Origin of the sequence: Variovorax sp. YR566, assembly GCF_051992195.1 — a bacterium.
Taxonomy (GTDB): domain Bacteria; phylum Pseudomonadota; class Gammaproteobacteria; order Burkholderiales; family Burkholderiaceae_C; genus Variovorax.
The window spans coordinates 139,208-152,216 of record NZ_CP197093.1 but is presented as its reverse complement, the minus strand read 5'-3'; the positions used below and the strand labels follow the sequence as shown (position 1 = coordinate 152,216).

The window sequence follows — 13,009 nt, the reverse complement described above, 5'->3', positions numbered from 1 at the left end:
GATCCACTCGAAGACTATCGGTCGCTCATTTCTGCAAGGTTGGCTTGCCATGTCAGGTAAGGTCCTTCGGGTTCGTTAGCCCCTTCTCCTTCAACCTTCCCTGGTATTTGTTGTGCAGATATCTGTCGCTATCGCACCAGGTAAAAAGCACCCAACCGTCGTCGATCAACTTTCCGTAGTCCGTGGTGGATTGATTCGCCCCATCCGTCAAGATGAAAGAGGCACCTGGATATAGCTTTTTGATTCCTTCCGCCGCGCTCAGATCTTCCGGAGAAAATGGATCGCAGCAGATCCCGTTGTTATCTCCGTGGAATCCATAGATAACACGAAACTGCTTTCCCTTTGTAGGCGCCTTGGCAATTGCCTTTGTTATCGCATCGAACGCAAGCACCAGCTTCACGCCGAAGTCTTCGACATCCGATTGACCGCTATTTGTGAACACGGAGTTCTTGTACTGAAGAATCTTTCCGGTGTAGTTTGGCATGGATTCCCTCTTTGAATTTGGTCCCAACTGATGCAGGCATCGAGACGGAAATCTAAGAGCCCCCCGGTGGAGGGGCAATCCCCGAAAACAAGTAGGCAACCAACGGCGAGATCCGGTTCGCTCGAGAGCAGACACTCGGTACGCTCGCACATCAAACACGAGCACCCTGGAAGCATTCTGAAAGAACACTACCCCGATTGGCGGTACGGGCCTCCAGCGTGCGCCGCCGCGATTGCAGAAGCCGAAGCGAAGCTTGGGCTCCTTTTCCCGATGAACTTCGAGCGCTTTATCGCGAGGCAGATGGCATGAGAGAGAACAACCGGTCGTACCCGCCATCTGCAGCAATGACGAAGTCTTCGAACTGCAGGCCGTGCTAGCGGGGAAGGTCTTGGGGCAGTTGGCTGGTGTGACAGCCGCGCCCTATATCCGTTCAGGGCAGTTGGTGCCCATACTCGCCGACCATATGCCGGACTTCGCCAGCTACTTTGTGTACTTCGGCAGCAGGACGTCGCAACCGGCGCGAGCGCGGGCGTTCATCGACCTCGCGGTCAAGCGGCTGACCGACAACACCGAGTATGTGCTTAGTGAAAAGGAGTTGCGGGGCGGGCATCGCGAAATTCCTGGCCGTGCCCGAAGAAAAAATTCGGGTGCCCCAAAAGGTTGAGCAATTGAGATCACATTGGGTCGAACGGACGCTTCCAGCCTGACCCACACCTGGCGCCGACGGACGCTCGTGACTGGCGGCTGTCAGTGGCCGCGTGGTGACTACCGACAAGTGCGGCTTACCGATTGTTGGCAAGCACTTCCCCTGTATCGACAGATCAGACATGAGCGACCGCTTTTCGGCAGCAAGATCAGCGACTCGAAGGTCCGCCCTGAATAGTCACTCGCACTTCTACAAAGCGGCCGTTCACCCGTACGCATCCTCTCACCTAGGGGCTTCGTCGGGTGCCTCGGAGCTCCAACCCTTTGTGGACTTCAAAACCTCTCCACATGTAGAGATGGCTAGCCATTGCGTGTAGAACGCCTCGACATCCCGGTTCGGATCTCCTCGATTGCGTTCGTAGGTCACTCGCACTTCTGGCGCGTTCCATCCAAACATAACGTCCAGGATGTTTCTGTAGTAAGGGTCTCTGTCTACAGAGCAGCAGTTCGGATGGCTTTTCAGGAAGTCCGCCACCGCCTCTGGCGACTCGTCAATCTTCATGGGCCTCCATTGGCGTCCCTTGAGATCACCGTATGACTGGGACGCCAGATGGGTCACGGCCACCTCGATCAACTGTGCGTCAGTCCAATAACGTCGTTGCTTGACACACGCTCCTCCAGCCTGAAAGGCAAGAAGCGTTGCAAGAACGCATAGTGAGATGGCAATGAAGAGGACTTTGGCCTTCATTCTGAGAGCCTATCGCGCAGGCCCGCGCAAGCCAATGTGGCACATGGTAGTTCTCGTGAGGTCAATCGATCTGCTGGACGGGGCTCTGACGGGTGCGGTGGTCAAGACGGGCCGGGTTGCCCACGTGCGGCACCGGCTGGATGCACAAACTCAGGTGGATCGAGCACGAAGTCGATACTGCGATATTCGAGATACGTCCACTTGGGATGGTCTCTGCGTACGTCCTCGGTGCGCTCGAGGCTGTGCCTGTCCTGGTCTTTCGCGGGTGACCGATGGATGTGTCTAACACCGGGTGCAGTGGCGGCGGCGTCGCACGGTCCGCAAGAGATTTGAGACCAATCCACCAAATCTCTCCTCAATCACCCCTTAATTTCCTCATTGCCGCCCACGCTGCATCCTGAGCGATCGGCTTGAATCAAGAACAAGCCCGAAGTGGCCCTGAGGAGAAGAACATGAGCGCTTGGCGCCGGTGGATGCGTGTGGTTGGAGGAGGGGCGATCCTGTGGATGCTGGCGGTATGCAGCCAGGCCCAGACCATCGACGCGAACTGCAGGCAGTTCATTGCCACTGGCAACATGAATTGCGAGCTCTCGCCAGCGAGCTTCTCGGGTTGGACCTACGCCACAGGCTATGGAAGCGGCTCGACCGAGGAGGAGGCGATCCAGAGCACATGGAACGCGTACTTCAGCAGCACCTCGAACCTGTGCCAGATGGCCTACACCACAGGCACGCAGAGCACGACCGCGAGCGATGGTTTCGTCAACTCGAACCAGGCACTCACCACGAAACGCAGCTTGTCATTTCAATGGGGGTACCTGTCCGGCGGCGCATGTTCGGATGTCCAGACCAGGGCCCTGTTCACCATCACTGGGACGCGTACAGCGAATTGCCGGACCGGCTGGAGTCAGATCTGGGACTCTCCGTATGCCACGAACTTTTGCGGCATCTACGCGTCCCCCATGCCGGCTGAGCCAGCGTCCGCTACGGCCGCCCAGTCTTGCCGTGCACCGAGCGCCGATGCCGGCATGACGCGCGCAGCTGACGGCGAAACCTTCGGCAACCCCCTCGTGCCCGCCACGGCCGAGAAGCTCCAGAGCGAGACGGATTTCGTCGACGGCGGCCTGGCACCACTGAGCTTCGTGCGCATCTACCGCAGCAACTGGGCCAACAGCAGCGCCATCAGCCACGATGTCACGAGTCTGGGCACGGCCTGGAGCCACAACCACGCCATGCGGCTGGGCGTGACCACCGGCACCATCGGCCTGGTCACGCTCACCACGGGCGAGGGCTACCTGCGTTTCTTCAAGCGCGCCAGTGACGGCGTGAGCTGGCAAGCCACCAACAGTGTCGACACGCTGATGGTCACGGCCAGCGGAGGCTGGACCTACCGGCGAGCCGATGACGATGCCACGCTCAACTTCAACGCCGCCGGCCTGCTGCAGACGATGGTCGCGCGCAATGGTTGGACGACCACCTACCTCTACGACAGCGCCGGCCGACTGGCCTCCGTCAGCAATGCCTTCGGGCGCACGATCACATTCGCGTACAACGCCGCGGGCCTGCTGCAATCTGTCACCACGCCGGACGGGCGAAGCATCGGCTATAGCTACGACGGTTCGGGCCGACTGGTCACTTTCACCGCTGTGGACGCCACGACACGCACCTACCTGTACGAGAACACGTCGTTCCCACAAGCGCTCACAGGCATCACCGACGAGGCTGGCGTGCGCTTCGCCACCTTCGCCTACAACTCGCTGGGCCAGGCGATCAGCAGTGAGCACGCAGGCTCGGTGGCTCTGTACCAGGTCAGCTATCCATCGTCCACGACAGCCAAGGTGACCGATCCGCTGGGGACCGTTCGCAGCTACACCTACAACACGGCGGCCAACCGGTTGAACGTCGTCAGCGCCTCGACCCCCGCCGCGATGGGTGAGCGCGATGCGGTCTCGCGCACCGTGGACGGCAACGGCCTGGTGACCGCCGAATCGGACTTCAAGTACCTCCCGGTGCGCAGTGTGACCTGGGACACCACACGGCGCTTGCCGCTGACCGTCGTCCGTGCGCCCAACGCCACTGAGGCGCAGAGCAAGACCATCCAGTGGCATGCGACGCTGGCCCTGCCCGTCCTGGTCACCGAGTCCGGGCGAACGACGGCATGGGCCTATGACGCGAACGGCAACGCGCTGTCGCAAACCGTCACCGATACCGGCTCGACGAGTGCCACTGCGCGGACCTGGCAATGGACCTACAACGCCCAGGGGCTGGTGGCGACCGAGACCGAACCCAACGGCGCTGTCACCAGCTTCACCTACGACACGCTCGGCAACCTCGTCCAGGCTTCCAGTGCGCTTGGCCAGGCCACCAGCTACGCCTACGACAGCGCCAACCATCTGGTGAGCATGAGCGCGGCCAACGGATTGGTGGCGACCTACACCTACGACACCCGGGACCGGTTGACGACGTATACGGTGGGTGGCCTGCAGATCACCACGCTGACCTACAACGCCACCGGCACGCTCGCGACCTTGAGTCTGCCGACGGGCCTGGCGTTCAGCTACGCCTATGACGCCGCTCACCGCCTGATTGGCTGGAGCAGCAACCGCGGCGAGTCCGGCACCTACACCCTGGACGCCATGGGTAACCGCACCGCCGAACAGATCAAGGACAGCGCCGGCAACGTCGCCTGGACGAGCGCCCGCACGATCAACGCGATCAACCGGGTTTCGGCCAGGACGGATGGGCCGAACCAGGCAAGTGCCTTCGGCTACAACAACAACGGAGACTTGGTCACCGAAACCAACGGGCTGAGTCAGAGCACTCAATACAGCCTGGACAACCTACGCCGCGTCAAGACCGTGACCGATGCGGCCAGCGCCAGCGCAAGCCTCAACTACAACGCCCTGGACGCGGTGACCTCGGCCAGCGACTTCAAGGGCGTCACCACGACCTACGCACGCGATGCCCAAGGCAACGCCACCACCGAATCCAGCGCCGACACCGGCGGCTCCGGCACCCAGTACGACGCCCTTGGCCTACCGAGTCAGGTCACCGACGCCCTGGGCCAGACAACAACCATCACCCGAGACGCCCTGGGCCGCCCCACCGGTCTGGTCTTTGCCGACGGCAAGACCACCACTCTGCGTTACGACCTCAGCACCAACAGCAAGGGGTATCTGTCCGAGATCGTCGACCGCAGCGGCACCACCGAATACACCCGGGACAGCTTCGGGCGCGTCACCCTCAAGAAGCAGACGCTCGCCAACGGCACCACCCAGCAGGTCAGCTACGCCTACAACCCCAACGGCACGCTCGCGAGCATCGGCTATCCCAACGGCGGCACGCTCAGCCACAGCTACGACGCTACCGGCCGCCTGACTGCCTTGAGCTGGAACGGCAACCCGCTGGTCAGTGGCATCGCCTGGAACCCATTGGGTCAGCCCACGGCATGGACTTGGGCTTTCACTACCAGCAGTCCTCAACTGGCAGCCAGCCGCAGCTACGACACCGCAGGCCGACTGATAACCACCGAGTTCAGCGGCTACAGTTACGATGCCGCGGGCCGCATCACCAGTCTCACGCAAAACCTCTGGCAGCCCGGCGACAGCGATTCCACCAACAGCACCATCGCCAACGCCAATGTCACTTGGAGCGCCGGCTACAACAGCGTGGGTCGCCTCACGAGCTTCAACGCAACGGGCAACACTGCCAGCTTCGGCTACGACGCCAATGGCAACCGCTCCAGTAGCACCCGGGTCCTGAACGGCCAGACCACCAGCCGCACCTATACCGTAGGCTCGGGCGTCAACAAGCTGATGGGATTTGCGCAGACCATCAACGGCTCGAGCAGCACCAGCGTCACCTACGGCTATACCGCCAACGGTGACCTCGTGAGCGACGGACTGCGCAGCTATGGCTATGACGCCGAAGGGCGCCTGAGCAATGCGACGACGGGTGCGACCGACACCAGCCCGACCACGCGCTATGCGCACAACGCGCTGGGCCAGCGGGTGTTCAAGACCGAGCCGTTGTACCCGGCCACGCAAGGCGACGAAAGCGACTCGGGCTTCATGGCCAGCCTGATCGCGTTTTTCCGGCAACTGTGGAGTCCGACGACCGCGACGGCTGAGCAACTAGGCTATGCCTACATCTACGACGAGCAAGGTACGCTGATCGCCGAGGTGGGCAGTGGTGGCACGAACAGCACGGGCGAGGCGCAGTACGTCTACCTGCCCACGGCGAGTGGGCCGATGCCGATCGCAGCCATCATCAACGGCAACACCTATGCCGTGCACAGCGATCACCTTAACACCCCGCGCAAGCTGACGAATGCAGACGGCCAGCCTGTCTGGCAATGGGGCGATAGCGCCTTCGGGGAAGACAAACCGACGCTGGCGAAGTATCGCTTCGCCAACACGGAGACAACACCGAACCCGGGCACCACCGGCATTGCGGAGGTGAAGTTCAACCTAAGGTACCCAGGGCAGTACGCGGATGAGGAGTCGGGGCTGAGCTACAACGGATTCCGCAGCTACATTGCGGGACTGGATCAATACACGCAGAACGATCCGATCGGCCTCGCCGGCGGCTGGAATCGGCGAATCTATGCGGAAGCAAATCCTTTGAGTTTCATCGACCCACAGGGACTCTCTACAGCTGCCGAAATTAGCGCAGCGCTTGGAACACTTCGGGATAGCTATCCAATGGATTTTCCGAAATCGCCTTCTTCAGTGAATCCTTTCCCGATGGGTGAGAACGGGTTAGGCATGACCGATTGGACGAACAACATCAGAATAAATTCTGATCGATTCGGCGATAGTTCCAAGTGTGTAAGGAGCGGAGACGAATACCAGTTCTTACAGACCCTCGCGCATGAGCTTCTCCATGTCAATGAGTCGATAGCTCGACGACTGCTCAGCAACAGCTTCAGAATGGGCAACCCACTAGGCTACTTCCATCGACAGTTGGACGACAAAGCCGATGTAATGATCACTCAACAGCTCATCACGAAGTACATCAAGGCACGCAATGCAATGAAGGACTGCACATGCAAATAATGAAATTCATGCGGTGCGCGTGCTGCGTGCTTCTCTTTGCCGGCGTTGGTGCGTGTAGTCACGTCGATGAGGTCACGCCGCGCTCTTATGTTGGCTTGCTCGTAGGAGACACAACGTCACTTCGCAACGAGATATCGCAGGCACTCTCAACGGGCCAGGCCGTGCCCAACGCAGGAGCGATGACACTGAAACCTCGGAGCGATGGCTTGAGCGTCGTGCCGGTGGATTTTGGCTGGATCACTGCAAGTGGTTCGATTGTTGTGCACAGCAAAAAATACGGTGTGGTTGTGATTCAGGAGCCGACACTGACGCAAGGTAGTGTCAAGTGGGGATGCGTTGTATATCCCTCCGAGGCCAAACCCAGCATGTGTGGTTCTTCTTGAGGATCGTGCCAATGCTCAAGGAGTCTCGCGTTGGATTGACACAGAAATCCGACGATCCACTCGCCCGTATGCCCCGCCGACATGAGCATTCTCTATTGAGAGCGACCTTTGGTTTGCCTACGGCACACCTCTTCGCAACTGCTACATCTCTTTTTGGTCGGTTTTTTCATCTGGGCCGAATGATCCTTGGAGGCGACTTGGGCAAGGTGATTCAAGGCATTGTTCTGGACAAGTGGTTTGCTCGCATTCCCTGCTGGCAGAGTGGTGGCTACGATTCCGAAGTGATCGATATTGCGACGGGGCGATTGATTTATTCGAACCACGAAATGCTTAAGGTGGGGCAACTGCTTTCAAAGCAGCTAACTCCCTTCTTCGGTGCGATCGGCGTGGCGATGAAATAGCTCTTTCCCGGCCAGCAAGAGAGAAACAAAAAACCACCATATTTCTCCTCGATCGCCCCTTAGTGTCCTCGTCGCTGTCTGCATCGAACCCTGAGCGGCCGGCTCGAATCAACAACAAGCCCGAAGTGGCCCTGAGGAGAAGAACATGAGCGCTCGGCGCTGGGGGATGTGCGCGCTTGATCGGCGCCGCTGCGGGCGATTTCTTGTGCAATGGGCGCTTGCGATGCTGATGCTGCCTCCGCTGGTACACGCTGACGTGCAGGCGGTGAACTATTGGAGCTTCACCTCTTCGACCAATGTAGGTAGCGGCTACACAAGTGCTCAAGCTGCGTGCGATGGATACGTGGCCGCCAGACAGAAGGCAATTCCGGGTTGGGCCTTTGAAGCCGGCGTGGTCACGATGGGATCGGTGGTTGGTGGCAATCAGGAGGCCACGTGTACTGTGTACGCGATGGCCGGAACAACGCGTGTCGGCCCAATGACGGCCAACCTCTATACGCCCATCGCTGGAACCTGTCCCACGAACAGCACCGCAACATCATCCGGCAGTTGCCGGTGTGCACTGCGTTATCAGGACGATCCATCTGGAACCGCTTGCGTCGCCGCGACTCCCGAGCCGCCTATCTGCAAGGTGGCAGGCTTGGGTACAAAGAACCCTATCCTTCCCGCAACGGCCGAGAAATACCGTTTCGAGACGGACTTCGTCGACAGCGGACCGGCAGCCCTGTCCTTCTCCCGGATCTACCGCAGCACCTGGGGCACAGACGCCACGCACTCGGCCGGCTCAATGGGGAAAGCCTGGGGGCACAACCACACGACGGCTCTGACTGCGACACCCTCGACCAGCCCAACCGCTGTCACCATCACCAGCGCGGAAGGCTTTCTTCGGACCTTCTTCAAGACCTCTGGTGCCACGGCCTGGAGTGCCACAAACAGCGCCGACATTCTCAGCCAGAACACTGACGGCACCTGGAGCTATCGCCGCGCCGACGACGATGCCGTTCTGAGCTTCACAGCCGATGGGAAACTCCAGACGCTCACCCCGCGCAACGGCTGGACCACGGCCTACACCTACGACACCGCGGGGCAACTGTCCTCCATCAGCAACGGCTTCGGCCGCACGCTGGCCCTGACCTACAACACCGCCGGCCAACTGGTGAGTGTCACCACACCTGACCTGCGCGTCATTGGCTATGCCTACGACACGACCGGCCGCCTGGCCGTTGTCACCTATCCGGATGCCAGGACTCGCAGCTTCGTCTACGAAAACACATCCTTCCCGCAGGCCCTGACGGGCATCCTTGACGAGAGCGGTGCGCGCTTTGCCACCTTCGCCTATGACAGCCAGGGACGGGCGATCGATTCGGCCCTGGCGGGCTCAGTGGACCGTTACCAGGTCAGCTATTCGGGCAGCACGGCTTCGATCGTTGACCCCTTGGGTACTACGCGCACCTACGGCTATAGCGCCACGAAAGGCAGACTGACGGCCATCAGCGGTAGCCTGGTCTCGGGTCTCGATGAAGTCGATGCCGCCAGCCGCGTGCAGGACACAAACGGCCTGATCACTTCGGAGACCGACTTCAAGGGTGCGGTGACCGCCACGACCTGGGACACCACCCGACGTCTGCCCACCGCGGTCGTCCAGGCCTCCGGCACCACCGATGCCCGGACAGTGACGACGCAGTGGCATGCGACCTTCAGCTTGCCAACATTGGTGACCGAAGCCGGTCGCACCACTGCCTATACCTACGACGCCCTCGGCAATGTGTTGTCGAAGACCGTCACCGACACCGCCACCAACAAGGCTCAACTCTGGCAGTGGACCTACAACACATCGCAGTTGGTCGAAATCGCCACCGAGCCCAACGGTGTGGTGACGAGCTTCACCTACGACAACCGCGGCAACGTCCTCACGTCGACGAACGCGTTGGGCCACGTCACCAGCTACGCCTACGACACCGCGAATCGGGTGGCGAGCAGTACAGCGCCCAACGGTCTGGTCACCACTTACACCTATGACCAGCGCGACCGCCTCCTGACCCAATCCGTCGGCGGCCAGACCACCACGCTGACCTACAAGCCCTACGGCACGCTGGAGACAGCGTCCTTGCCCAGTGGTCTGATCCTGACTTACGCCTACGACGCAGCCCACCGCCTGACCGGCTGGAGCAACAACCGCGGCGAGATCGGCACCTACACCCTCGACGGCATGGGCAACCGCACTGCCGAGCAGATCAAGGACAGCTCAGGCAATGTCGCCTGGAGCGTTGCGCGCACCGTCAACAGCATCAACCGCCTTTCGGGCCGGACCGAAGGTGCCAATCAGTCCAGTAGCTTCGGCTACGACACCAACGGTGAGCTCACCCAAAGCGCCAACGGCCTGGGCCAGATGTCTCTGTACAGCCTGGACACCCTGCGCCGCGTCAAGAGCGTGACCGATGCGGCCAGCGCCAACGCCAACCTGAGCTACAACGCCCTGGACGCGGTGACATCGGCCAGCGACTTCAAGGGAGTCGTCACCAGCTACACCCGGGATGCCCAAGGCAACGCCACCGCCGAGAGCAGTGCGGACACAGGTGGCTCCGCCACCCAGTACGACAACCTCGGCCTGCCCAGCCAGGTCACCGACGCCCTGGGTCAAGCAACGACGATCACCCGCGATGCTTTAGGCCGTCCTATCGGCCTGGTCTTCGCCGACGGCAAGACCACCACCCTGCGCTACGACCTCACGGCCAACAGCAAGGGATACCTCTCCGAGATCATCGACCGCAGCGGCACCACCGAGTACACCCGCGACAGCTTCGGGCGGGTGACCCTCAAGAAGCAGACCCTGGCCAACGGAAGCGCTCAGCAGGTCAGCTACGCCTTTAATGCCAACGGCACCCTCGCGAGCATCGGCTACCCCAATGGCGGCACGCTCAGCTACAGCTACGACAGCACCGGCCGCCCCACGGGCCTGAACTGGAACGGCAACCCGCTGGTCACAGGCATCGCCTGGAACCCGCTGGGCCAGCCCACTGCATGGACCTGGGCCTTCACCACCAGCAGCCCACAGTTGGCAGCCAGCCGCAGCTACGACACAGCCGGGCGCATGACTGCCACCGAGTTCAGCAGCTATGGCTATGACGCGGCTGGCCGCATCACCAGTCTCACGCAGAACCTCTGGCAGCCAGGCGACAGCGATCCGGCCAACAGCACCATTGCCAACGCCAATGTCACCTGGAGCGCTGGCTACAGCAGCGTGGGTCGCCTCACCAGCTTCGACGCCACTGGCAACACCGCCAGCTTCGGCTACGACGCCAACGGCAACCGCACGAGCAGCCGCCGGGAAGCGAACGGCCAAGTCACCACCCGCACCTACACCGTGAGTTCGACGAGCAACCAGCTCTCGGGGTTTACACAGCTCATCAATGGATCGAGCAGCACCAGCGTCACGTACGGCAACAACGCCAACGGTGACCTCGTGAGCGACGGACTGCGCAGCTATGGCTATGACGCCGAAGGGCGATTGAGCAATGCGACGACCGGTGCGACCGACACCAGCCCGACCACGCGCTATGCGCACAACGCGCTCGGACAGCGGGTGTTCAAGACTGAACCGCTGTACCCGGCCACGCAAGGCGACGAGAGCGACTCGGGCTTCATGGCCAGCTTGATCGCATTCTTCAGGCAGCTTTGGAGCCCGACGACTGCCACGGCCGAGCAACTGGGCTATGCCTACACCTACGATGAGCAGGGCACGCTGATCGCCGAGGTGGGCAGTGGTGGTACGGCCAGCACGGGCGAGGCGCAGTACATCTACCTGCCCACGGCGAGTGGGCCGATGCCGATCGCTGCCATCATCAATGGCACTACCTACGCCATCCACAGCGATCACCTGAACACGCCGCGCAAGCTCACGAACGCAGACGGGCAAGCTGTCTGGCAATGGGGCTACAGCACCTTCGGCGAGGACAAGCCAACGCTGGCGAGGTACCGATTCGCCAACACGGAGGCCACACCTAACCCGGGCACCACCAGCATCGCCGAGGTGAAGTTCAACCTCAGGTATCCGGGGCAGTACGCGGATTCGGAGTCGGGGCTCTTCTACAACGGCTTCAGGACGTACTCACCACTAGGCGGCTTCTATACGCAGAACGATCCGATCGGATTGGGTGGCGGTTGGAATCGTCGGATCTACGCGGGGGGCAATCCCCTTGGAATCTCAGATCGCGACGGGCTGGACTGGGATTGCTACGTGCCCTTTGGTGGTTGCGTGCGTCGACCGCCTTTGCTCGATCCTGACGGCATTCCTATTCCACCTCCTGGTATATCGTGGCCCCGACTACAACCTCGACCGATCTCGCCCCTGGACATGACCATACCGGGGCGAATCCTGGGAATTTGCCAAGGAATCGGCGACCTGATTCAGTCGTCAAAGGGTAACGGGGACGTAGAGGATGATGCACCTGATGGACCGTTCAGTTGGTGGCACAAGGGGCGATGGAAAAACCTGGACCAGTTGCGAGGCGATTGGGAGAGAGGAAATGGAGCTTCGTGGCCGCAGGACGCCAGTGGCAAAAAGCATCAGGGGTCACATGAAATTCCGCTTGCTGATGGAGGAACTGATGATTGGCGAAACATCAAACCAAGACCGGACGATGAGCATCGAGGCCGTCATGATGACGCAGGTGATTTTTCACGATGGGGGCGAAGGGGTAGACGATGAGTATTGATTTCTCGAAACTGTTTTCTTGGGACAAATACTTCCTCAATGCGGGGAGTCTTGATCCTGATTCAGAGTTGATCAAAAAGCTGCATGAAGAAGCTCGAACCTTCCTTGAGTACTACACTTGGTGTGGGCGCATTACTGAACAGTATGTTGGCTTGATGTACCCAGGAATAGTTGGCGTCTTCCTGTTCAGGATTGAGCCGACCCGACAGGATGTTGACGAGTGGATCTGGGTCATCGTTGGAGACCTCCCGCCTGCATACATCACCTGCGAGGAGAGTCCAAACCCCGCGACCGCTCTTGATGCCTACGTTGGTGCGATGCAAGAATGGGTTGAGGCGGCCGAACAGGGGGGCCCCATAGACCAACTCATCCCGGTAAACGTGGAGCCATCGAAAGAGAACGCCGCGCGACTGAAGACGCGACTGAATTTCTTGGATGAGGAGATCTTGTCAGGGTATGAAGAAGATCTGAAAGCAAGATAAGGTCACGCCAAGGTAGCCATAGTGCACGCAGCAGGCGGAAGTGATGCTCGCATCACACTTCAATTGGGAAACTCACTGCACTACTCCATGAGGAGTGG

At 60.5% G+C, this 13,009-nt stretch carries 6 protein-coding genes and 1 pseudogene; 5 read left to right on the top strand and 2 right to left on the bottom strand.

Annotation, left to right across the window (positions count from 1 at the left end; genetic code table 11):
• Positions 1-52: 52 nt before the first annotated feature.
• On the bottom strand, positions 53-484 hold the full coding sequence (locus ACTG4X_RS34765) for a hypothetical protein (RefSeq protein WP_440534609.1): 432 nt from the start codon (positions 482-484) through the stop codon (positions 53-55).
• 313 nt (positions 485-797) lie between these two features.
• On the opposite strand from ACTG4X_RS34765, the pseudogene ACTG4X_RS34760 reads away from it, so the two are divergent.
• Positions 798-1,148 (top strand): annotated as a pseudogene (locus ACTG4X_RS34760) (LysR family transcriptional regulator); the annotation flags it as partial.
• Positions 1,149-1,412: 264 nt separating this feature from the next.
• On the opposite strand, the gene ACTG4X_RS34755 reads toward ACTG4X_RS34760, so the two are convergent.
• A complete protein-coding gene (locus ACTG4X_RS34755) occupies positions 1,413-1,877 on the bottom strand; it encodes a hypothetical protein (protein ID WP_440534608.1) in 465 nt (154 codons plus the stop codon).
• A gap of 1,025 nt (positions 1,878-2,902) precedes the next feature.
• Between ACTG4X_RS34755 and ACTG4X_RS34750 the strand changes: the two genes are divergently transcribed.
• The 4 genes from ACTG4X_RS34750 to ACTG4X_RS34735 all read left to right on the top strand — a co-directional run bounded on the left by ACTG4X_RS34750 (position 2,903) and on the right by ACTG4X_RS34735 (position 12,911).
• Positions 2,903-6,931 (top strand): RHS repeat-associated core domain-containing protein, encoded by a 4,029-nt coding sequence (locus tag ACTG4X_RS34750; protein ID WP_440534607.1) that lies wholly within the window; start codon positions 2,903-2,905, stop codon positions 6,929-6,931.
• A gap of 394 nt (positions 6,932-7,325) precedes the next feature.
• Positions 7,326-7,715, top strand: coding sequence for a hypothetical protein (locus ACTG4X_RS34745; protein WP_440534606.1), 390 nt, complete (start codon positions 7,326-7,328; stop codon positions 7,713-7,715).
• Positions 7,716-7,860: 145 nt separating this feature from the next.
• Complete coding sequence (locus tag ACTG4X_RS34740; RefSeq protein WP_440534605.1) at positions 7,861-12,423, top strand: RHS repeat-associated core domain-containing protein; 4,563 nt, start codon at positions 7,861-7,863, stop codon at positions 12,421-12,423.
• Entirely contained in the window at positions 12,420-12,911 is a 492-nt protein-coding gene (locus ACTG4X_RS34735) for a hypothetical protein (protein WP_440534604.1), read from the top strand. Before ACTG4X_RS34740 ends, ACTG4X_RS34735 begins: the two co-directional genes overlap by 4 nt.
• Positions 12,912-13,009 lie beyond the last annotated feature (98 nt).

What these genes read in the sequence shown, in the direction of transcription:
- ACTG4X_RS34765 (WP_440534609.1), bottom strand. Translation starts at nt 484, where the DNA reads ATGCCAAACTACACCGGAAAGATTCTTCAGTACAAGAACTCCGTGTTC.
- ACTG4X_RS34740 (WP_440534605.1), top strand. Translation starts at nt 7,861, where the DNA reads ATGAGCGCTCGGCGCTGGGGGATGTGCGCGCTTGATCGGCGCCGCTGC.
- ACTG4X_RS34755 (WP_440534608.1), bottom strand. Translation starts at nt 1,877, where the DNA reads ATGAAGGCCAAAGTCCTCTTCATTGCCATCTCACTATGCGTTCTTGCA.
- ACTG4X_RS34750 (WP_440534607.1), top strand. Translation starts at nt 2,903, where the DNA reads ATGACGCGCGCAGCTGACGGCGAAACCTTCGGCAACCCCCTCGTGCCC.
- ACTG4X_RS34745 (WP_440534606.1), top strand. Translation starts at nt 7,326, where the DNA reads ATGCTCAAGGAGTCTCGCGTTGGATTGACACAGAAATCCGACGATCCA.
- ACTG4X_RS34735 (WP_440534604.1), top strand. Translation starts at nt 12,420, where the DNA reads ATGAGTATTGATTTCTCGAAACTGTTTTCTTGGGACAAATACTTCCTC.